Annotated in this window: 20 protein-coding genes and 1 tRNA gene; 4 read left to right on the top strand and 17 right to left on the bottom strand. The window is 53.6% G+C overall.

The annotated features are described in order from the left end of the window. Positions 1-120: 120 nt before the first annotated feature. Positions 121-1,470, bottom strand: coding sequence for a glycoside hydrolase family 32 protein (locus D7X94_RS05200; protein WP_120426668.1), 1,350 nt, complete (start codon positions 1,468-1,470; stop codon positions 121-123). A gap of 264 nt (positions 1,471-1,734) precedes the next feature. On the opposite strand from D7X94_RS05200, the gene D7X94_RS05195 reads away from it, so the two are divergent. Then, a tRNA-Val gene (locus D7X94_RS05195) sits at positions 1,735-1,811 on the top strand. On the opposite strand, the gene D7X94_RS19815 is transcribed toward D7X94_RS05195, so the two are convergent. The 14 genes from D7X94_RS19815 to D7X94_RS05130 form a co-directional block, all read right to left on the bottom strand. After that, entirely contained in the window at positions 1,768-3,453 is a 1,686-nt protein-coding gene (locus tag D7X94_RS19815; RefSeq protein WP_120426730.1) for a recombinase family protein, read from the bottom strand. The genes D7X94_RS05195 and D7X94_RS19815 overlap by 44 nt on opposite strands. Before the next feature lie 221 nt (positions 3,454-3,674). Beyond that, positions 3,675-4,316 (bottom strand): hypothetical protein, encoded by a 642-nt coding sequence (locus tag D7X94_RS05185; RefSeq protein WP_120426667.1) that lies wholly within the window; start codon positions 4,314-4,316, stop codon positions 3,675-3,677. Further along, entirely contained in the window at positions 4,277-4,561 is a 285-nt protein-coding gene (locus tag D7X94_RS05180) for a hypothetical protein (protein WP_120426666.1), read from the bottom strand. Before D7X94_RS05180 ends, D7X94_RS05185 begins: the two co-directional genes overlap by 40 nt. After that, a complete protein-coding gene (locus D7X94_RS05175) occupies positions 4,558-4,752 on the bottom strand; it encodes a DUF5049 domain-containing protein (protein ID WP_120426665.1) in 195 nt (64 codons plus the stop codon). The genes D7X94_RS05180 and D7X94_RS05175 overlap by 4 nt, the downstream gene beginning before the upstream one ends. Further along, on the bottom strand, positions 4,737-5,207 hold the full coding sequence (locus D7X94_RS05170; protein WP_442857883.1) for a gamma-glutamylcyclotransferase family protein: 471 nt from the start codon (positions 5,205-5,207) through the stop codon (positions 4,737-4,739). Before D7X94_RS05170 ends, D7X94_RS05175 begins: the two co-directional genes overlap by 16 nt. Then, complete coding sequence (locus D7X94_RS05165; RefSeq protein WP_120426663.1) at positions 5,194-6,141, bottom strand: amidoligase family protein; 948 nt, start codon at positions 6,139-6,141, stop codon at positions 5,194-5,196. Before D7X94_RS05165 ends, D7X94_RS05170 begins: the two co-directional genes overlap by 14 nt. Before the next feature lie 228 nt (positions 6,142-6,369). Beyond that, a complete protein-coding gene (locus D7X94_RS18355; RefSeq protein ID WP_158590901.1) occupies positions 6,370-6,540 on the bottom strand; it encodes a hypothetical protein in 171 nt (56 codons plus the stop codon). Beyond that, positions 6,540-7,541 carry a DNA-methyltransferase gene (locus D7X94_RS05160; RefSeq protein WP_120426662.1) on the bottom strand — a complete coding sequence of 334 codons (1,002 nt, stop codon included), beginning with the start codon at positions 7,539-7,541 and terminating at the stop codon, positions 6,540-6,542. Before D7X94_RS05160 ends, D7X94_RS18355 begins: the two co-directional genes overlap by 1 nt. Next, positions 7,535-8,488, bottom strand: coding sequence for a replication-relaxation family protein (locus D7X94_RS05155; protein ID WP_120426661.1), 954 nt, complete (start codon positions 8,486-8,488; stop codon positions 7,535-7,537). The genes D7X94_RS05160 and D7X94_RS05155 overlap by 7 nt, the downstream gene beginning before the upstream one ends. Continuing rightward, positions 8,488-10,647 carry a type IV secretory system conjugative DNA transfer family protein gene (locus tag D7X94_RS05150; protein WP_120426660.1) on the bottom strand — a complete coding sequence of 720 codons (2,160 nt, stop codon included), beginning with the start codon at positions 10,645-10,647 and terminating at the stop codon, positions 8,488-8,490. Before D7X94_RS05150 ends, D7X94_RS05155 begins: the two co-directional genes overlap by 1 nt. A 23-nt stretch (positions 10,648-10,670) precedes the next feature. Beyond that, complete coding sequence (locus tag D7X94_RS05145) at positions 10,671-10,868, bottom strand: hypothetical protein (RefSeq protein ID WP_120426659.1); 198 nt, start codon at positions 10,866-10,868, stop codon at positions 10,671-10,673. 3 nt (positions 10,869-10,871) lie between these two features. Next, the gene (locus D7X94_RS05140; RefSeq protein WP_120426658.1) at positions 10,872-11,459 is read right to left on the bottom strand and encodes an MT-A70 family methyltransferase; all 588 of its coding nucleotides are present in this window, start codon (positions 11,457-11,459) and stop codon (positions 10,872-10,874) included. Between the two features lie 196 nt (positions 11,460-11,655). Further along, complete coding sequence (locus D7X94_RS05135; protein ID WP_120426657.1) at positions 11,656-11,877, bottom strand: hypothetical protein; 222 nt, start codon at positions 11,875-11,877, stop codon at positions 11,656-11,658. Between the two features lie 2 nt (positions 11,878-11,879). Beyond that, complete coding sequence (locus D7X94_RS05130; RefSeq protein WP_120426656.1) at positions 11,880-12,197, bottom strand: hypothetical protein; 318 nt, start codon at positions 12,195-12,197, stop codon at positions 11,880-11,882. A gap of 400 nt (positions 12,198-12,597) precedes the next feature. On the opposite strand from D7X94_RS05130, the gene D7X94_RS05125 reads away from it, so the two are divergent. Next, complete coding sequence (locus D7X94_RS05125; RefSeq protein ID WP_120426655.1) at positions 12,598-13,170, top strand: hypothetical protein; 573 nt, start codon at positions 12,598-12,600, stop codon at positions 13,168-13,170. Positions 13,171-13,297: 127 nt separating this feature from the next. Further along, on the top strand, positions 13,298-14,542 hold the full coding sequence (locus tag D7X94_RS05120; protein WP_120426654.1) for a hypothetical protein: 1,245 nt from the start codon (positions 13,298-13,300) through the stop codon (positions 14,540-14,542). A gap of 974 nt (positions 14,543-15,516) precedes the next feature. Here D7X94_RS05120 and D7X94_RS05110 read toward each other — a convergent pair. Continuing rightward, entirely contained in the window at positions 15,517-16,560 is a 1,044-nt protein-coding gene (locus D7X94_RS05110) for a hypothetical protein (protein ID WP_120426653.1), read from the bottom strand. Between the two features lie 224 nt (positions 16,561-16,784). Then, the gene (locus D7X94_RS05105; protein WP_120426652.1) at positions 16,785-17,357 is read right to left on the bottom strand and encodes a tyrosine-type recombinase/integrase; all 573 of its coding nucleotides are present in this window, start codon (positions 17,355-17,357) and stop codon (positions 16,785-16,787) included. Between the two features lie 168 nt (positions 17,358-17,525). Here D7X94_RS05105 and D7X94_RS05100 point away from each other — a divergent pair, with 168 nt between their 5' ends. Beyond that, complete coding sequence (locus D7X94_RS05100; RefSeq protein ID WP_120426651.1) at positions 17,526-22,310, top strand: InlB B-repeat-containing protein; 4,785 nt, start codon at positions 17,526-17,528, stop codon at positions 22,308-22,310. Positions 22,311-22,360 lie beyond the last annotated feature (50 nt).

The following is a 22,360-nucleotide window of genomic DNA, read 5'->3' as shown; positions in this document are numbered from 1 at the left end:
AGCTGGTCGTCGTGTGGGGGCGAAACCCCACGACCTTGCCGTAGCCGCGCCCTTTGCGGCGGAGGCCACACAGTATTGCTATGAAAAGTCTATAGATCAGGCTACGTCTCCCACGAAGCCTCACTTCAGGCCATGGACCAGGACCTCCGCCCCGGCGCCGGCCTCCACGTGGGTATAGGGCTTGTTGGGGTACACCAGCTGGGTGAAGGTCCGGGTGCCGTTGTCCACAAACAGCTCGCAGACCGAGTGGTCGAACACCAGCTCCATGGTCCATTCGCCCTGATAGAACCGGGGCTCGGCGGTCCTGCTGCTCCAGTCCGCCGCGAACTCCCCGTCAAAGTCCTGGGCCCCGGCCTGGGTCCGGTCCGCAAAGGCCCGGTTGGCCTCGTCTACCCCGAAGCGGAAGGCCTCGCCGTCCTCGTTGGACAGGGTGACCGTGCAGGCCCCTTTGCCGGTGACCGTGAGCTGGAACACCTCCCCGGGCAGAGCGCTACCGGGAACCCCCGGGCCAAAGGCCTGGGCTGCGGGCTTCTGGGCCAGACGGATCCCGCCCGTCTCCGTATTGACCAGGGAGAGCTCCCGGGGCAGGGTGTGCTGACAGCAGAACTCCCCGGTGGGCAGATTGCCCGCGTAGACCGGGTTCGCAGCCCAGCCCACCAGCACCTGGCGGTCCAGATTGGCGAAGGTGACCCCGGCGTAGTTGTCGAACCCGGCGTCGATGAACTCCGCCTGGGTGAACCGGCCGTCGCAACGGAAGGTGTCCCCGTCGAAGGTCCCGGTGAAGTACTGGGTACGGGCCCCGTGGTTCACCGGGTTGGGGCCCATGCTCACCAGCAGCACCCAGAGGGTTTTGCCTTCCACCTCCAGGGGGAACAGGTCCGGGCACTCCCAAACGCCCTCTGAGTAATTCCCCTGGGGGCCGAAATCGCCGGTTTTTTCCCAGTGGAGCAGGTCGGAGGAGGCGTAGAACTCCACATGATCCCCCACGGCCAGGGCCATGGTCCAGCCACCCTTGATGGGGTTGGGAAAGACCTTGGGGTCCCGGAAGTCCTGGATCTCCGTGTTGGGGATGATGGGGTTGCCCGGGTATTTGGTGAAGTTCACCCCGTCCAGGCTATAGGCCAGGCACTGCTGCTCGTGGTCGCCGTGGGCGGTGTAGAAGAGCAGGATAGGGGGGCGGCCCTCCTCTCCCAGACCGGAGGCGTTCTCCTGGTCCAGGATGGCGCTGCCGGAGAACATCATGCCCATCTCGTCAGGGGCCAGGGCCGGGGACAGGTGCTCCCAGTGGAGCAGGTCCCCGCTGACGGCATGGCTCCAGTGCAGGTCGCCCCAATGGGGTTCTGGGCCGTACTGGGCAAAAAGATGGTATTTTCCCTGGGCGAAGATCAGACCGTTGGGGTCGTTGATCCAGCCGGTCTTAGGGGTATAGTGCAGTTCGGGGCGAAAATCTCTGATGCCTTGGGTACTCATGGAAGGACCTCCTTGAAGAGTTTGTAAAGCCGCGCATAAGGGCGTGGGGGAGGGAATGCTATCGTTGTCATTTTCCTAATAAACAACCCATAAAAACCCCAGGCTGCGCTGCGAACCTCGGAATGTTTGCTCTCGTACATTATAGCACGACGGAGGAAGGATGTAAAGGCGCGGATGGGAAAAGCCTGGAGGATATGGAAAGAAAAGTTTCCAAAATTAGGGATTGACTTTTCGGTGGAGATCTGATATACTAAACACTGTCATGGGGGTATAGCTCAGCTGGTTAGAGCGCCTGCTTCACACGTAGGAGGTCACAGGTTCGAGTCCTGTTATCCCCACCAGATTGTCGTTATTCAAACCATGTCCAAAAAAATGCGAGATGCGGTTTGCGATGACGGAGAAGATGTCCGTGAGTGCTTCGGCACCACGGGCTTTTTCTTTGTTGTAGTGGGCAATTTCGCCTTTAATGGGGCCTATTAGCATATTGAAGGGTTCCCGGAACTCAGCCGTAACGTTGCCGTCTTCACCCACCCATAATTTCGAGAAAATGGCTTGGTTGAGCATCTTCTTATACCGATCATCTACCAAGCGGTAAGTCAACCCACAGTCCTCAATCAGTTCCAGTGCTTTTGAGATACTCTCCGAGACACCAGCGAAAGTCTGCCCGTATATTTTTATTTGGTGTTCTATCGCCGCCAGCTGTTTGGCAATTTTTTGCTGTTCACTCTTCATGAGGTCGAGCGGAATCGCATCGTTATAGTGTGCCTCCAGCAGTTTCTTACGTTTACGTTCCAGTTTGTCCTTCTCCCGGCGCAGTCCATCCAATTCTGTCTCGTATTTTTCCTGCTCGGCTTTGATGTTGGCCTGGAGATATTTCTCCAAGTATTTGCGGAGTTCTGGCGACAAAGAGTAGCGGTCATAAATCTGTTCTACCTGTCGCTCAACTTCGTCAATGAGAACGGCTTTTTGCTTACAGTCTTTCTCTCGCTTGCTATGCCTCCCAGCGCAAATAAAATAGGGGTAGCGGACGCCAGAACGGGCTTTGGCATAGGTCACAATCATCCGCGACCCGCATTGGCGACAATAGAGGCTCCCTTTGAGGAAATGCGGATGTTCACGGGTGCGTTCACCGTTGACGTGCGAGGCTAAAACATCCTGAACCTGTTGCCAGACATCCGTAGCTACCAAAGCTGGGTGGTTTCCGGCATATTCCACCCCTTTGTATGTCACCACCCCTTTATAATAAGGGTTTACAAGGACTGTGTTCAGCACTCGCTTATCGACAGGAACGGAAGGGATTCTGGGCGTGGCACGAGTCGTAAGACCGCAAGCTGCCAAGTGCTCCGCGAGATCATTCACCGTCCAATTTCCGGTGGCATATTCCTCAAACGCCAGCTTTATCAGCGGAGCGCGTTCCTCGTCCAGCACAACTGTCCGCTCTTCGCGCCCCTTATCGTCCATCCGGCGGATATTGAGGTAACCGAGAGGTGCGCGGGTTGGCGTCCCGCCGCTTTTGACTTTTTCACCCATCCCCTTTTTGACTTCGTTCGCCAGATTTTGCGAGTAGAACTCAGCAATAGAGCTCATGATGCCATGGAGCAACATTCCCGCCGGGGTGTCGTCGATACTCTCCGAGGCAGATACCAACTGGACACCGCACTCTCGGAGCGTCCGCATAATGTCGATGTCGTCGCCCCGGTTTCGAGCCAGTCGGTCAACCTTATGGACGATGACATAGTCCACTCGGTCAGCGTTTTCTTTGACATACTCCAGCATCTTCTGGAGTTCCGGGCGGTCGGCAGACTTGGCGGACGCGCCCCGATCGACAAACTCTTTGCCAACAATCGCCCCCATGGAGAGGGCTTTTCTTTTGTTCGCCTCCCGCTGGGCGGGGATGGAAAATCCCTCGTCCGCACCGCCGCCGCGCTCCGCCTGTCCCCGTGTCGATACACGCAAGTAGGATACGGCGAACTTTGGCGACATATCAGCGACGAACGCTTCCATCATATTGTTTGTAGAAAAACTCACCTAAAAGGCCTCCTTTCGCAGTTTTTCATAACCATTATAACTCTGGTGACCCCTATAAGCAAGGGACGCCAGCCATCGTTATCTCTTTGTTAATATATACATAATTCCGTGGTGTTCCTTTGAAGCCAGCCCGCCGGAGCGGGCTGGTATTGCGGCAAAATCGCCGCTATAAGGTGCTACGCCTGTTCAATTTTACAGGTCATTCCGTCCACTTGGATAATACGGTAGTTTTGGTTTTGCCAGCGCACTGTCACAATACGAACGCCAGTATATTCGTTACTGCGCTGTTCGTCCGACAGAATTGTGCCAGAAGAAGTGAGCCATGCGGCGAGTCCCTCCAGAAGATTACAGCCTTTCGCAAACGGAAGTGTCGGACTCAGCGGTGGCGGTGGCACCCGTTTCCGGTTTCTCCTGCGCGACCTCCGCTCTGGGGGAGGCCCCGCCAGCCAACTGCTGTTCCCGGTGAGATTGCGGAGCAGGAGCGTCCGCGCTGTCTGGTATTCCGGGCCGATAAAGCCCAGCCGGATCAGGAACACCCGCATCGTGAACTTGTCGTTCGTGATGGTGCGTTCTCTGGCGACCACCCGCTTCTGGCGCTTTGCCATGTCGCAGATACCGACAATCAGCTTAGTGTAAGCATCGACCTCGCCCTCCAGCCCATCTAGCGTGAACCACGGGAACCGCAGCTTGTTCTCCAGCACTTCCACGTCTACTGTGTCCGTGCCGAGTGCCCGCTTGAACAACTCCGCTTTGCTGGCGATGATTTTCTGGAGGTTGTCTAGTGCCGTGGCGGAGAACCCCGCCCTCGGCAGCTCCACCGTGAAGCATTGTCATTCTCAGGCGTGTAACCGCGCTCCCGGAGCCGGGAAACCAACTGCCGCACATCTTCCGGACTGATATTATCAGGGTAGCTCAAGGTGCCGTTTTTGTCCACGCTGTAAAAGTCGATGGCATAGGCGAAAGTGGGTGCGCCCTGATAGACGGCAGGCTTACCCAAAATCTCGCTGATGGTCTGAACCAGGGCTTTTCTGGCTGCGCCGGTGAGGTTGTAAGGGACACTCATTCCGCTCCCTCCTCTCCAGCGTCTCCGGTGTGGATAAAGTTTACATATCCCCGCCGATACTCCTCCAGATAAATCACCAACTCGTAGAATCCCATGCGGCTGGCAATCACCTGCACTGTGCGGGTGTCGAGCATATTCGTCTCGCCAGTAGCCCGCACCGCCAAAATCTGCTTTCTCACAGTTTTGTCCATTCTGCTGCCTCCTTCGAGTCGCTCACGGCTTTCGCCAAAATGCTGCCGTCGAACCCCGCGCTCTTATAGCCTTCGCGGATGGTGTTGAGGTAGCCCAGAGAGGGCGTGCCGTAAGGATGTCCGGCCTCGTTCATGATGTAGACCATGGCGTAGACCCGTCTGCCATTCACAGTGAGCCGCAGAGTTTCTTTGTGGTAGAGATGCGGCCACCCTTCATAGCGATCAAGCGCCCGCTCATCCTGGGGCTGAATCCGCCAGATGAGCACTGGGACTTCACAGCCCCGCTCCCGCTCGACTGTCGCCACGGCTCCGCCGTTCCCGCCCCGGAACCACAGCCGCCAGCCACGCAAAGTAGCCGTTCCCACCACTTCCGCTGTCGGACAGCGGTGCGCCATCTGCTCCAGATTGAGGTTGGAGCCGTAGGCGATGTAAAGCCTGTCTTTAGGTTTCATTATTCTGTCCTCCATTTCTGATGTGGCTGCGCACATTCTCGCGGGAACCATATCGCCAGGCGGCGTTGCCAGACAAATGCTGGTAAAGATGTTCCCGACAGTTCTTGAACTCATCGCCAATAAAACCGATCCGGTTGAGATAAGTTCTCATGGCGAACCGTTCGTTTTCTTCCTGGACTTTCCGGTAGCTGGCGCTCTTTTGCGTTAGTGCCTGATGATTGAGCGCCAGGGCTAACACGACATACGCCCGGATTTTCCCAGCGTGAAGTGTGCCGTTGAACCCTCTGAGCTCCACCGTGTAATGTCCGTGGAAGAAACTGTGGAGATTGAGAAAATGGTAGCGGCTGTTGTGGTAGTGCTGGTTGCGGTTTTCCCGATAGCCCTCATACCAGATATTCTCTATATCGGCAAAGGTTTTGGGCTTCGTCTGATTCAGCCGATGAACCAGCCAGGTGTCCATTTTCTTACAGTAGCGCATCCGCTCCGGTTCAATCTGTAAAGCCTTGTAGAACAAATCGTTATGACTGGCGATAATGTTCACGAAGTTGCGAATGCTCCGAGGCGTATGGTTGGAGCCGTCCAGATGGATGTGGATGCCGCAGGACGGGTTGGCAAACCCGCCAGCTTTGCGGAGCCTTCGCACCAGCCCTTGTAGCGTGTCGATGTCCTCCCGGTAAAGTAACACCGGGCTAACCAGTTCCACGCTATACTTTCTGGATGCGTCGACGATACGGCCTTCGCTCCGATGCTGACAGGTGAGACTGCCGTCATACATGAACTTCCAGACCCGCCCGTCCCGCGCTATGATTTGATAGGTGTCGTAGTAGTCGCCAAGTTTGGAGATGGTGCCGCCCAGATATTTCGCGGCAACCTTCGCCGCTTGGCAGCGGGTAATGCCCGTGAACTCAATTTCGATGCCAAAATGATTGGTAAACAACTGTTTTGCCCTCCTTTCGTTCTTGTGCGTGTGGTTGTTCAGAGGACATCCACGGATGCGCCTCTGAACGAATGTGCACCGTGGTTGCCAGATTTGTTTACCGAGTTAGCCTCCTTTCTTGTGTTATGTGTTTCCGCTGGCAGTGGTCATCTGTTGGCGATACGGATAACCACTGCGTTACGGAAACACTTGGAAGGTGTATGACCGACCCACAGATGGGCGGCGCGATCAGGCCATATCGTCCCTCTTGGTCTCTTCTAACTTTTTCTGCTCCAGAAGTTGTTTGGCGGCAGCTATAAACACCAGTCCCATTTTCTTGATGTCAGGGTCCTCCCTAAACTCTGGTGTGACTTTAACCGGATGAGATCCTCGCGGTCGTCCCCGCTTTCTTTTCTCCATCACGCCTCCTCCTTTTCCACCTTTTCTGGCGATTCTGGAGCATTTTGGGCAGCTTTATCTGTGGAGGCAGATACTTTAGCGGAATCTTCCTGCCGCGCCCCGTTCGGCTTTCTATGCGCTTCAGCGGCTATCCGGTCCTCCGCCAGCTTACAAAACACCGGGTTGATCTCCACACCGATATAGTGTCTGTCGTTGCGTTTGGCGGCGAGACCAGTGGTGCCGCTGCCAAAGAACGGGTCGAGCACCGCCCCTCCAACCGGACAGCCCGCCAGAATACAAGTTTCTGCCAGCTGCGGCGGAAAGGTCGCAAAGTGTGCGCCAGAGTAGGACGAGGTGTTAATGTGCCAGACATCCCGCTTGTTGCGGTGGGTCGGCAGTTCTTCCTCAGAAACACCAGCCTCACGAGGGCGATTGATAGCCTGTAAGGTCTGCCCCGGCACCCGTTCAGCATATTTATTGCTGCCGCTGCGTCCACTGCGCATCCTGACCAGTGTCGAGGGCGCGATTGGTTCGGCAATAGCGGCGCGGTCAAAATAATAGTTCTTGGATTTGCTCAGTTGGAAAATGTGTTCATAACTTCGGCTACAGCGGTCGGTGACGCTCTCTGGCATGGCGTTGCCCTTCTCCCAAATGATGTTGCTGCGCAGATACCAGCCATCGCTCCGAAGCGCCAAGGCCAGCCGCCACGGGATGCCCAGCATATCCTTCCGTTTTACGCCCTGTTGGGGACGCTTACAGTAGGTGTCGGCAATGTTCAGCCAGAAGGTGCCGTCCGGACGGAGCACCCGCTTCACTTCGTGGAATACCTCGACTAGCCGTTCTATGTATTCTTCCGGTGTAGCTTCACGCCCGATCTGCCCCTCCGCTTCATAATCCCGCAGAGCGTAGTAAGGCGGCGATGTTACGCAGCAATGGATGCTGTCGTCTGGCAAGGTCTGGAGAACAGCGCGGCTATCCCCAGCCAAAATAGTGTCAATCGGAATCGTGATTTTCTCTAGCATAACGTCCCTCCTTCGCCGCCCTGACAGACCAGCGCCCACAGTTCGTCCTTCGTGATGACCGTAAACAGCCGAGGCTGTTTGTCAAAGGCTTCTCTGATATGCTTAATCAATTTCTCTTTCCGCTCCACAGTCGGCACGATCCAGACCGTAAGCGGGAACACGCCCGCCTCCTGCTGTTCCAACCCACTGCGGTAATACTTGTGGTAGCGTTCACACTTATCGACCACCTTGGAGGGCGATTCGGTGGCGAGGTCTACTTCAATGAACCACCTGTCCTCATACTGGCCAGATACCGTTATGGCGAACAAGTCGGGTTTGAGCGACAGCATGGAACCATACTCACTATAGGTGCGCCAGCACTCTGGTTCAGGCTGGAGGGCGGTCAGCTTCATGCCGTGCTGCTCTCGACAGATTTCTGTCAGATGGACAGCCACCTCAGCCACCGCCAGCGCATGAGAGAGGAAAAATGGACTTGGCTCGAAGAACCTCCTCACCGGGCTGGTGGTCTGTTCGTGGAGACGGAGCAACCGCTCCCCAGCATGAGTCAGATGCCAGACCAACCCACCGGAGCCAGCCCGCACCCCACCGATGCGGCGGGCGAGATGGTCAACCAGCCCCAGCCCCCTGAGCCGTTTCAGGGCACGGGCGGCGGCGCGGTGTGCGGCAGTCGGCGTGGCGGAACTATAGAAATACAACCGCTGAATCTGTCCAGTCAGGAGGTAGCGGTAGCGTTGGACAGCGGTGAGAATGCCCCTGTCCCTCTCACTGAGCGCGGCGGCGGTTTCCTCCAGCTGCTGACGGGAGAGGCGGTGCGGCTCCTCCCCGGTGGCAGATGGAAAAGAAATGGAATTGATAAAAGAGTCGTGAACCATAAACTTGGAAAAATCCGGCGCGGGGCGGCTTTCCCGGCTTTTGTCACCCTCTTGAGGTGTCATGCGGTTTGACATTAGCGTTTCCTCCTTCCGATAGGCGTTTCCCCGGCGTTATCGCCTGGGGTGCTGTGGTTGATAACAGTTTTGAGGTAGCTCTCCTCAGTTTCCTCGGCTGGTGTGCCGTAAGTTTTCATGCTCCGGGCGTAGAGTTCCGCTGGGTCGCGGAGTGCTGGCGGTGGCGGCAAAGTCCGCCCCATCACCCAGCCGGTGTTACGTCCTCCCTGTTGGAACGATGTATAAATCTGGTAGCGGGGCAGCGTCATAAAATCCTCGGCAGTAAGTTCCGGAGCCATCGCCGCCATGTCTCTCGCATCCTTGCTGTTTAGCCCGAACACGATTTTGTTCCGACAGTTAGCGTCTATTCCGGCCCGGATCTCTGGCGGCAGTTGGTCGCGGTATTGGTGCGCCAGTGTCATGCCCACACCCAGCCCCCGCGCCTGTGCCAATGCGTCGCTTAGGTCAGCAGAAAGTGAGGATAGGTAGTCCTGTAGTTCATCCACATAGATACTGACGATGTGCCTCCGCTCCGCTGGGATGCTCGCTCTGGACAACGCCAGCACCCAAGTTAGACCTACAATCAGGCTTCCCAGCAACCGCCCTGTTTCATGGCCTACAATCCCCCGGTTAAGCGGCACCAGCACGATTTTCCGTTTGTAGAACAAATCCGTTAGAGAAAACTTTGGCTGGGCTTGTCCGAGGACATTCCTCAGTCCCGGACGGAGCGTAAATTGGCGCAGCTTGTTTAGCACCGGCTCAATCTGCTGCCGCCTTTGTAATTCCGACAGCGCCTCAAACTGCGCCCAGAACGGCATAAGTGCCACTTTGTCCTTCACGCCGCGAGTGATTTTCCGGCGGAAGTTCTCATCGATGAGCAATGGCTGGAGCCAGAGTAGCGAGGCTCCGTCTATCTCCACCAGCGTCAAGAGCGCAGCAGAGAGGATGTCTTGAATGCGCACTCCCCAGCTATCTGCCCACAACTCTTTGAGCACAGAGAGCACCGCATCAGCAATCAGGGCTTTGTTCTGGTAGTTTGGAAACGCCAGCGGGTTGAACCCCACCGGAGCATCACTGGACGGGTCGATCACCACCACATCCTCGGCACGTTCTTCCGGGATACGGGCAAGGATGTCCGTTACCAAATCTTGTTTTGGGTCGAGGACTAGGACGCTGCGCCCAGCCTTGATGTCTGCGAGAATCAGGTGTAACATAGCGGTAGACTTGCCGCTGCCAGTCCCGCCTAGGAATACGCAATGTTCTGTGCTATCTTTGGGCGAGATACTGAGCTTTTTCGGCACCATGTCCATACTGACAGCAAAACTGCGGTCATTTTGAGGACTGGTCGGCTCCCAATACCACAGGGGCGCGAGCAAAAGTCGCGGATGTAGTCCCGGTGTTCCGGGCAGTTCTTCCTCCCCAGCCGGGAGCAACAGGAAGCTGGCGAGTTCTTTCACCGACAGCCGCAGTGGAAAATGCCACGGCACATGGGCGGTGTTGATTTTCTCAGGGCTTTCCGTTTCATCATAGATGCGCACCCCAGCGGACTCCAGGACTTTAAGGGCAGAGATGAGATTGCGGAGGCGGGCGGCAACTCTCTCGTCCGATACACCGATGCGGATCGCCGCCTCGAACCCGTGTTGCTCAGCCTTTTCCCGCACAGTTTTGCGGGTTTCTGCGGTCGCCTTGCTGACCGAGCCGAAGATAACCTCCAGCCAAGTAGCGTGCGGGTCGGGGAGTTCGGCAGATACCGGAGAGGGGGCAAAGCCCCTCCCCAGCACCACCTGTAGGACAGTTTCTGTGCCACGCTTGTCCTCAGCCATCGCCGCCAACGCTGCCCGGATCACTGACTGCGCAAGGTTGGTGTTGAGCGACAGCACCGGACGGGTGATTTTGAGTTGGCGCGCCAACCGAACGGGTGTGCGGTCGTTCCCATAAACCTCGCAAAGTTGGATGTCCCCGTGAGCGCGGAGCGCCTGTGCGATTTTGTCAATATAAATCCGGTCGGCTCCCAGCAGATACGTCACCCGTCCGTTCTTGCCCCGACACTCCCAAATCACTGCCCCGCGAGGGCTGAGCGCCGAGAGGTGGGTGAGAGCCTCCCACACGTCCTCAATGTTAAAAGGTCGCTGCCAGCTGACCTCCAGCCAGCAGATGTTTTCTATACAATGCTTACGCATAAGCCCACTCCTTTTTATCCACTCTACCACTTTCCTTGGGAACGATAGAACTTGTAAACACGCCAGCCGATGACCCCAGCTATGGCGATGACCGCGATGACGAGCAGATACACCCAAATCTCCAACAGATAGGCCACTGCCAGTCGGAGCAGGAAGGCGCTCAGCGCCAGCAGAGCGCACGCTTCCACGATCCGGGTGATAAGTTTCTTGGGCGGCTCCAAGCATTACACCTCCTTCCGTTTGCTAGGTCGGATTATTTTGTCAGAATAGGTCGGGACAGGGTAACCGGGGATAACAAGGTCACTACCTCCGGGAACCTCATTTCCCCAAGCCTCCCACCCCAGTTGTCGGCGGCGGGCGAAAAGCTCAAGGTAGGGACCGTCTGACAGCCGCTCGATGACTGCGAACTGCTCAGCGGGCTTTTCCGAATGCCTGCTTTGTTGCGGGCAGAACATCCAGTTCGGCTGCGCGTGGAACTTCACCGGGGCTTTGCCGCGAGTGGCAAACAGACAGGTTTCGCTGGCGTTACGGATGTAGACTCCAAGACCCAGCCGAGGCTTGATCCAGTAAATCGCTGAACGGTAAGTGAATCCCCATGCCTTGATAACCTCCAGCGCCTGTGGTATCAGCCCATTCGGGCACCAAAGATACAAATGGGCATTATCCTCGCACAAATCCGCCACCGGCATCGCCTTGATACGCTCCAGCGGCATCAGGTCGTAATGTTTGATGGCTCCATAATTTCCGCGCTGATTGATGTCCCACGGCGGGTCTGCGAGGATAGTCTTGTATTTCTTGGAATTGGTGTCCATAAATCTCCTGTTTCTTGCTTTTGGTGGACACTTTACCGAAAATAGCCCTCAGTTGCAAAGTTAAGCGTTATCAGTTTTATTAGCGAATAGACACACCATAACAGGGGTAAAAAGTCAAATAAGGGTAGCCATTAACCACTGTTGTAATTTTTACAACACTATCTTGACAACAGCCCATTTCCCATCTTTTTGACGGTCAAAACGGCTGTCCGCCCATGTGCCGTTGCGCCTCCCGGAGCATAGCGATATAAGCATCCAGGCTCATCTCGTGGAGCCTCGCCTGGTCTGATAAAAGCCGCCAGAGCATCCGGTTTTCCCGCCTCAGATGCTGGACTTCCCGGTCATAGACGGCCTTTACAATCACCCAAGTGATAGCAGCGACAAGGACCGTGATAAACAGCACATCATCTAAAGTCATCCTCACCACCTCCGAACCATGCCCGCCGCTTGCTGTGCGTAAGCGTCCACAATCTGCCGATACCGCGCCGCCGCCTCTGGAGTCATGCTGGAGAACTGCTGCTCCATCATGGAGAGGGCGGCAGTGTGCTCCATTCCGGATTTCGCTAACAGTGCCAGACAGCGGTCGTGGGTTGCCAGCACCATCGCCTCCTCCATCACTTCGCCCATCACCACGCTGGTGCGCCGGGGCAGAAGGTGCGCCCCGATACCGCGCTGGGCAGGGATAACCTCCACATACTCCGCATCAATGACCTCTCCGGGATACCTTTGATAGCTCATACTGTGTTTCTCCTTTCTGATTTTCTGGGTGTGCCGCAAGGACAATGGGACTACCGAGGGGCACCTCCTTTCCCACCTGGGGTGTTCGCCCTTGCGTGATTGGAGCATAACAGAAACGCCGCAAAGTGGTCGATTTGGGGAAAAGTTTTATTTTGCGGGGAAACACGGGGAAATGCGGGGTTTTACGGGAAGCAATTTCTGAGGCAGAATATTTGCCGTTTCTGGCATAAAAACCGCTAATACTTGACATTTTTAACAATGTGTGCTACAATGGTTAGTATAGATTAACTCTAGGCACCTTGACAGCTTATAACAGCGTATCTCCCTGATTATTACAGATTTTGCTTGTTCTCTCTGAGGACGGGCAATCATGTAATAATCAAAAATAAGGGGGATAATTATGAGAATGTTAGAATACCGCCTTGACTTGGTCGGACAAGGTTACACCGTGGTTAGCGGCGATAAACGCTATGAGGACATACTCACAAGGAAGTGTCTGCCCATCCGCATGTATCGGCTTATCGAGTATAATAAGCCGGTCGACCAGTTTGAGGATTTGTTCGAGAATCTTCGGTTTAGCTACGACCTCGACAAAGGCACCGAGGAAGAGTTCCGCGAGAAATATGCCAACATCCTGCTCGGCAAAAGTCCTGAGTGGATAATCATTGCATTCCAAGTAACTGTCGGAGAGGTCTATGTAGACCTCTATAACACCAAGACTGAGGAAACTAGTTATTTCTCACTAAAGACCGACAAACATGGTTTCGGCCTCCGGTTTGAGGTTCCTCGCGCCGATGACGGGCCCGTTGCTGTCTACGATGTCAGAATCTATGGTGTTAAATCCGAGGCAGAGGATGCCCGCACAACCGTCACAGAATACATCAACCATGTGCGGCGGAAGATTGAGTTCTTCCGCAAACCCCCAAGCGGCGAAGAAACCTACATCGAAGTAACCGAATACGCTGATTTGTAAGCAAAAAATGACAGCTGCGGCATCGCCGCAGCTGTTTCTGCTTCTTTTGGTCTGGTATTTGATTTACGCTTTTCTTTTGCTACAAAATATGGTATAGTGAAGAACACAGCGACAAGGGCTGGAGGTGATGGCTTTGATCGAAGACGTTGAGAGTGGCAAAAAGAATATCCGTGACTATCTGGAAAATGCTCGCTCGAACCCGGAAGGGCGTGCATATGAGCTCATCGAATTCCTAGAAGACGGAGATGTTTTGTCTGAAAGGTTTCCTAACAGAATAATCTCCAGAAATTATAGAACCGACAGAACCGAATATAATGCTTTTTGCAAAGCATACATGATCCATCTCTTCAACACCTTTATCGTAAATCCTGAAGATGCCGAAATTATGCTTGTTTCGTTCAACTACTTGCCTGAGTATGAACACGAAAAACGAGCCATCCAGCGTCGAGCCTTATACGCCCGCGAAAAATATGAACCACGCCATCCAGAAAAGAAGTTGGGTAAATCCATAGGTGCCAAAAGCAGAAGCCTTTACGACCAAGAATCCCGCATTATGAACGAACTGTCAAAAGTATTGGCAGAGCAGGCCGTTGCGCTGGGCGGGACGCTGGATATAGTTGATAAGGTTCTGGCAGAACGGGAGCTCGCTGAAGTCGTAGAAACTGTTGATCCCGTCCCGTATGATGTCGAACCGGACGAGCCTCCCGAAACACAAATACCCTCGCAGCTGATACCGCTTATGGAAGTCGAGCAAGTCAAAAACTTCCGCCAGAGCCGCACTCCCAACAAAGATGCGCTATCCCCGATGCCGGATGTTTATGTAAATAACACAGCGGACGCTACCAATGTAACAAACGTGCAGGTAATCGTTGTGATGCCCGAAACCGCCGAAACGGCAACAAACACTCGAAAGCAGCCGTCAATAGAAATGAGAACCACAGCCTTAGCCCCACATCCCAAGACAAAACGGCTCCCTGCTCCCAAGTTCGCTCCAACTCCGCACTACCATCAGAAAAAGAACTTCTGGCTCATAATTCTGGCTTTGATTGTTGTTGGGCTGAGCGTAGTCTATATAGCATTTTCTCATTTGCCTGATTCCAAGGAGCCTGACAATCCTGCTATTGTGGGTTCAGAAAATGTAGAGCCGAGTAGCGGCATCACAGATACCCCGGATAATAGCGGCCCCGGTAACCGTGTTCAAGCTGATGAAAGCGATAGCTCCGGTCCTGATGTTCAAATTGTCGAGAATACCGGTCCCGGCCTCAACATCCAGCTCGACGACCCGCCTAACGAAAACCGTGGCCCTGGCCTTAACATTCAGTTCGACGAAAATACCAACCCAGGCCTTAATATCCAGAAAGGCCAAGAATAGTCCCTATCCCCAGCCCTTCGTGGGCTGGGATTTTCTAATATTACATAGCTTTGGAGATCGGGCACAACAAAGGCAACGAACGGAGAAGCCGTTGTTCCGATTCGCGTTGTCGGACGGCTTGATGTTACTGGTGTCGTTGAAGTAGAAGTAGTAGGCGTTGCTACCGTCAGATTTCGGGGTAGATGACCAATAGTCGCCCTCGTTGCCGGCGCCTCTGAACAGGTTGCTGGTATTCTGATTGACGTAGCCGCCCCTCAGCGTATATCGTCTGTGCCGGATTATTAAGGTAGTTCGTTGTAAGCGAACCTAAAGAAGCCGCTTTATTCTCATTTCGCCATAGCGAGTTAAGACTCAAGTCTAAGGCTGTTGCTATTCGCACTTCGCCGAAGAGGACTTCACGATCTCCCGATAAGAGGAACACAGCCGAGCCGGAGCATGGAGGCTCAAAGCGCGGAATTGTCCCCATAGGCTTTTATACCTACATCACAATTATAACATCGTGCGCATGCTGTAAGCCCCATCGAAAACTAGGTTTGTGGAGATCGGGCACAGAAAAGGCAGCGAACGGAGGCCGTCCCGGGCCGATTGATGCTGTTGGCCGGATTGATGCTGCTGGTGTCGTAGAATTCGAGGCTGTAGGCGTTGGTGCCGTTAGAATTCGGCGTAGATGACCAGTAATAGCCGTTGTTCCCGGCGTTGGCGAACAGGTTGCTGGTATTCTGGCCGACGTAGCCACCCCTAACGAACCACGCTGAAATACGATGTCGGATAGAAACCATTTGAGTTCGATATAAGTCGTAACTTACATAAATTATCTGACCTGTCGCTTTTTATCGCTTGAGGAGGTTTCACGATCTCCATAAAAAGAACTCTGTCGAGCCGGAGCATAGAGAACCCAGGGCGCGACCGCTGTTCCCATAGGGTTTTATGCCTACAGAATCATTATAACACCCGACATTGGTAAGGTGCCGTTTCTAAACCCGTTCCAACGCCTCAAACACATAGTTTTCGCCATCCCAGACAAACGTCCACTTAAACTTGTCAAAAATCTCATCAGCCCCAGGGTAGCTGATAAGACTGGGGATGCTTTCAGATGAAAGGCCATCTATTACAATACTCCACAGTCCATTATCACCAAGCCTACAGAATGTTCCATCGCAACCAGCACCCCCGCCCGGTGACACATAAACCGCCATTTCATATAGATAAATCCTCTTTTCGTCTTTTTCAGCTTTGTATAACTCTCGCTGAACATGCGCTGGAAACCAGCCTCCACAGCCGATTGTTGTCGTGTGAAATTCATCGTTTTGTTCATCGTAACCATGCGGGCAAATTTGAGGCAGCATATCATCCTTTGTAAAAGTATAATCAAGTCCGAAAAGTCTCTTAATTTCTTGTCGCATTTCTGCCCCACTATAGCATTCCGTTACTTTCCAGGTTTCCCCGTTGACTAGTCCAATCTCATAATCACCCACACAGGTCGAACTTGTTAAATTGAAGAAAGCAATTTCCATTATCTTCTTTCGACTCAAATTGTTATGGAGAGCCTGCGCATAAAAAGCAGTTCCACCAGTTGCCGAACCTGTTATTGGGTTGAATTCAGAAAACAGCGTTTGAACAATCTCATTATCTAGGCTTAGCTCAACAATTTTCAGTTCTGGCTTTGGTTCCGGCTCGAACTCTGGTTCCTTGTCACTGTCGCCATCTTTATCCGCATCATCCTCACTCAACACTTCCTCCTGCTCACCCCCAGCTTCGCTGTTCGCAATCACAAACCACGTTACCCCACCAACAGCACCGAGAATCAAAGCCACGGCCAGCGCAATTAACCTCTCCTTTTTCTTTTGTGGATGTAACGGCTCCGTCTCTGGTGCTATCGGCACGGATTCTGCTACATCTTCCACGGGTTGCGGTGGCATCTCCTGTATTGCCGTCATGTTATCAAGTTGCGGCATATCAAGGGTCGGTAAACCAGAATCCTGCCCTGCTACTGTTTTCTTTTCTTCCAACTCGCCCATCTTTGGTCTCCATGTTATCTTTTGACTTTTGGTGACCTCAAACAAAAAGCGACACCGCAAGGTGTCTTATTTCCATTCATAATCACGTTTTTAACGCCGATTACTTATGCGATGTCGCTTAACTAGGCGTTAAAAACCATAATTATAGTTCAAACGTAACTATGCTGAAAATAAGACACTACTATTATAACATACCGGCTTCATCCTTCTCGATTTTACTTGCTTTAGAACAATTCCACTCCCAAATACGCTCTGTCCAGATCGTCCTGCGCTACGCCGAGGTATCGGCGGGTGACCTCGTAGCTGCTGTGATTATAGATATCCATAATCACCACAGGCGACACCATTTTGCTCGTCCAGGCATGATAGCCCCAGGTCTTGCGGAGGCTGTGGCAAGCGATTTTCCCTATAATTCCGACAGCGATAGCCGCCGCATGGATGATGCGCCACGCTTGAACCCGGCTGATTGCTTTCGGCTCCTTCCGGTTACTGGCGAAAATGAACTCGCCCCGTCTGTGCGGGAAATATAGCCGCAGGGCGCTCAAGACAGACTTGTTCAGCGCGATGGTCTTGGTTTTCCCGGTTTTCTTCTCTGTGACCGTCACATGGGCGCGAAACTCCCCTCGTTCCTCATCATATACATCCGACCAGCGCAACCGGAGCAAATCGCTGATCCGGAGCGCCGTGTGCGCCCCTACGACGATCAGGGCATAATTGCGAAGCTGTCCCCGCTTCAAAAAGTATTCTCCTAGTGCTCTCAACTGATTTTTGTCCCGAATCGGTTCTGTCGCTGCCATAATAATAGCCTCCTCGTCTTTGATGCGTTACAGTATAGCGCATCTCTGGGCGAGGGGGCTTTGTAACATTTTGATAGGTCGGTTACATTCTGCCGCCCCTCGGCACCCTGCGCCCTGCCTGTAGGATGCCCATTTCCGGATTTTTTAGTTGAAGGCTGTGGAAAAGGCTTGAATATCGCCGTCCAGAGTGCTAAAATAGGTATCACTTCTATCATTCTGTTACATCTTGAAATAGGGGGCGCGTTTTTTATGCTGAAAAAACGGATTCTGTCGGTGATTTTGTGCCTGTGTATGGTAGCGGGGATGCTACCAGTGACGGTAACTGTAGCTTTCGCGGAGAGCAATCCATTTGATGGGGCTAAGTATCAAGAAGTGAAAGTCAATGGTCAAGTGCGCAAAGTCGTAACGTGCGTTTGGTATGCGTGGCAACAGGCTTATGATAACCTTGGCATAGCTATTCCTTGGAGAGGCAATGCCTGTGATTGGCTGGTAAACGCACAAAAGAGCGGTTATGAAACCGGGACTGAAGCGAGAGTGGGCGCGATAGCTTATTGGGAAGGCGCTGATTGGAATTACGGCTGGGGCCATGTTGCTTATGTAACAGCAGTAAGCGATGGCAGCATAACGTATAACGAAGGCGGCTCAGTAAATTCACGAGCAAACAGCGAAGGCATTTTTATCGGGCATAAGCTTCCAGATGGTTACGGTGGACTCTGGCCAGACGGTTACATCTACCTCGAACCCACCGCATCCGCCCAGAACATTGGCAACGACTTCTACGCCTATATCAGAAATACTCACAGTGGGCTTGCTCTGGAGAATCACAGCAATAACGTCCAGCTTGCTACAGTAGACGATTATGATCCGCGCCAAATCTGGCATTTCACTCATCTTGGATATAATCAGTATAAAGTTATCAATATGTATGATGGCCGCTGCTTGGATACTGACGGGGCAAGTGTGCGGACAATGCCGTATATAGGAGCCTCAAAGCAGCTCTGGCAAGTATGTGCGGCAGAAGATTACTCCACTTATACCCTCTACTATATCGCCCCTCCTGAGTATGGTGAAAGTAACGTCAATCATACAAAGGTTCTTGATGTAGCGTATGGAAATGACGACTATGTTCCCGCCGGGAGAGATGTCCAACTCTCGCAAAACTGGTTTGGCGGCAGTGGCGACAGTTTTTTGAATGGAGGTCCCTTCCATAAAGCGCAGACATTCCAAATTATAAAAATCAGCCAAAAAGATATATCGCGTCTCATGGCCAGTGATCTTGGCAGTGATTTCTACTCCCGCATCGAGTTTAACGGCACCTATCTGCAAACCACAGGCAGTGGAACCCTTATTGAAAACCACAGAGGAATAAATGTCGCAACGACCAAAACACAGGCGGATGATCCGCGCCAAATCTGGCATTTTATGCGACAGTCCGACGGTTCTTATAAAATTGTAAACGAGCATAACAGCTGGTGCTTAGATATTCAAACAAAAACTGCGGGAAACAATAAAAATATTTGGACTTGGAGTGACGACCACGGCGGCAACTCCGAACGCTGGTATCTGGTTCATTCTCCCGGCGATTCTACATACCGAATCGTTTCCGCGCTCAATTATCCCAGTGAACTATATTCTATCGACATTCCAAACAGCAGCACGGCTGAGGGCACAAATGTCGAACTCTTCTCGCAGCAATGGGGCGCAAACCAACAGTTTGCGATTTCCGGCATATCTTATACACACCCCGATAGACCGACAGAGCCAACTAATATCCATATTCAGACAACATCAAATTCGATTACAGTCACCTGGGATGCGGTGCCATCTTCCAGCATATATGACAATCGTCAATATGAAGTGTGGCTGGAATATGAAAATAATGAAACCAGCCCGGTAGAAGAATCTTATCAGATTGTGGATGAGACCAGCTGCGTTTTTGACGCTGTTGATGCCGCGCTCCCCACCGGCAACTATACCGTAGGTGTCCGCTCTGTCAACACGTTGTATCGTGGCTACCGTTCTAATGATTCAACCATAAACCTCACCATCGCGCCCGAAGCCACAACCTATATAGTCAACGTCAGCGCCACAACGGGCGGCACCGCCAGCGGCGGCGGAACTTGCCAGGACGGAGCTTCTATCACCGTCACCGCAACACCCAGCGATGGCTATCACTTCGTCAAATGGACGGAGGGCGGAACTCAGGTCAGCACCGACGCCAGTTACACTTTCACCGTCGATAAGGACAGAACTCTCACCGCCGTTTTCGCGGAAGATGAACAGCCTACTCCAACCTATACGGTTAGCGTCACCGCCTCGGTGGGCGGCAGCGTTTCTGGCGGCGGAACCTATGACGAGAATACTTCCGCTACAGTGATCGCCACCCCTGACACCGGCTATCAGTTCAAAGGCTGGACGGAAAATGGAACTCAGGTCAGCACCGAGGCTCGCTACACTTTTACGGTCAGCGCAAACCACACACTCGTCGCCGTTTTTGAAAAGGAGACCGAGGAGCCGCCCACACCACCGACTCCGGTCACCTACACAGTTGATGTCCATGCCAGCCCCTCCGGAGGCGGCACTGTGACGGGCAGCAATACTTATCAGTCTGGCGAATCCGTCACAGTTACTGCAACCGCTGCCAGTAGCTATGAGTTCAAAGGCTGGACGGAAAATGGCAGTCAGGTGAGCGCCAGCGCCAGTTATACATTTAACATCACTACCAACCGCATCCTCACCGCAGTTTTTGAGAAAATCGCCATCCCTACCTACTCTATCAGCACTACCGCCAGCCCTGCCGATGGAGGCACTGTCTCTGGCAGCGGCACCTATCAGAGCGGCACATCTGTCACCGTCAGGGCGGTCGCCAATACTGATTATCAATTCGTGGAATGGCAAGTGGGCGGGCGCAGAGTGAGTTCCGATGCGACCTACGCTTTCACCATCAGCGAGAATCTGGAACTTGATGCCGTCTTCGAGAAAAAGGAAGAGAATCCACCCACACCACCCATTCCGACGACCTACACCATCAGCGTCAACGCCAGCCCTACAGAGGGTGGCTCTGTCAGCGGCGGCAAAAGTTGTGCGAAAGGCGAATCTGTCACTATCAAGGCTACCCCCAATAACGATTATAAGTTCGTGGAGTGGCGGCTGGACGGCTCTCGGGTAAGCACTAACGCCGACTACACCTTCACCGCCAATGCCTCTCAGACCTACACCGCCATTTTTGAGAAAGTCGACACCCCAACGCCTCCCACACCACCAACGCCAACAACCTATAACATCACCGTAAACGCCAGCCCGACTGTGGGCGGCAGTGTTTCTGGCGGCGACAAGTTTGAGGAAAATACTTCTATTACTGTCACCGCAGTTCCGAACGCCGGATATGAGTTTAAGGGCTGGATGGAAAATGGAACTCAGGTCAGCGCTGCTGCCGACTACACCTTCACCGTCAGCGCCGACCGGACACTTACTGCAACTTTCGAGAAAAAGGCAGAAGAACCTCCAACGCCGCCGGCTCCGGTCAAGTATACCATCAGTGTTAGCGCCAATCCCCCAGCTGGCGGCACTGTCAGCGGCGGTAACACCTACGAGAGCGGCGCGTCCGTAACTGTCGCGGCAAGCCCGTCCAAAAACTATCGGTTCACGGGCTGGTCAGAAAACGGGCAACAAATCAGCACCAATGCCAGCTATACATTTACCGCCGATTCGGACAGAACCCTTGTTGCTATCTTCTCTTATACTGGCGGCAACTCAAGTAGCGACCATACTCCCAGCATCCCTACGACCAATCCGGGCGGCACCCATAGCGGCGGCTCCACAACCACTCCCAGCCCCACACCGTCCCTTCCGGTCAGCACCAGTGAAACCACCAGCAACACCACAACGACCACGGCATCTCCTTCTGCCACGACTAAAGGAGATACGGCAACAATCACCATTTCATCTGCGGTTGCTGATGAGATTATCGAGCAAGCCGTGTCCAACGACAGCGATCAAGTTATAATCTCGCCAGTAGTCAAAGGCGATGTGACAAAAGTCGAAGTGACGATTCCCGCCAATGTTCTGGATGAGGTTGGTCAAAAAACCGATGCCGCTCTTCTCCTTTCCACCCCTGTAGCCGATATAGCCTTCACCAACAACGGACTGTCCAACCTGTCCGAATACGGCGCAGTTACAGTCACGGCAGACACCAGCGAAAACTCCATCGCTCTCACGATCACAGCGGGAGGGCGGGGCATAGAATCCGTTAGAGGTGGCATCACACTGACCGTCCCCATCGAACAAAGCGCCTCCGGAACGGTTGCCGTTTTGGTTCACGATGACGGCACTCGCCAAATCATCCGCAAATCTGTCGCCAGCGATGGTTCAATCGCGATTCCCCTGGATGGCCCCGCCAAGCTGGAGATTATCGACAACACCAAGCCCTTTTCTGATATCCCTGCCGAGAATTGGGCGGCAGATGCGGTAGCCTTTGCCAGCGCACACGAATTGTTCAACGGTACCAGCAACAACATCTTCAGTCCCAACCTCCCCATGACCAGAGGGATGCTGGCGGTTGTTCTTCACAATCTGGAGAATAATCCCGGACAGGCTTTTAGCTCGGCATTCTCCGATGTAGCTGGCGGCACATGGTATTCCGATGCTGTCGCTTGGGCGGCGGAGCAGGGCATTGTTTCCGGCTACGGCAACGGACTGTTCGGCCCCGGCGACAACATCACCCGTGAGCAGTTAGCTGTGATGCTCTGGCGCTATAGCGGAGAGCCAGCCGCCACCAACAAAGAACTGCGCTTCAGCGATGCTGACAGTGCCAGCGATTATGCTCTGGATGCTCTGCGCTGGGCTGTAGAAAACGGCGTTATCAACGGCTATGGCAACGGTATCCTCGATTCCAAAGGGCTTGCCACCCGCGCCCAAGTCGCACAGATGCTCATGAACTATCTGAAAAAATAATCCCCTCATACCAGACCAGCGGTCAGCCAATTTCCTCGGCTGACCGCTGG

Source organism: Acutalibacter sp. 1XD8-33, from assembly GCF_003612555.1.
Lineage (GTDB): Bacteria > Bacillota > Clostridia > Oscillospirales > Acutalibacteraceae > Acutalibacter.
This window is presented reverse-complemented; position numbering and strand designations above follow the sequence as displayed.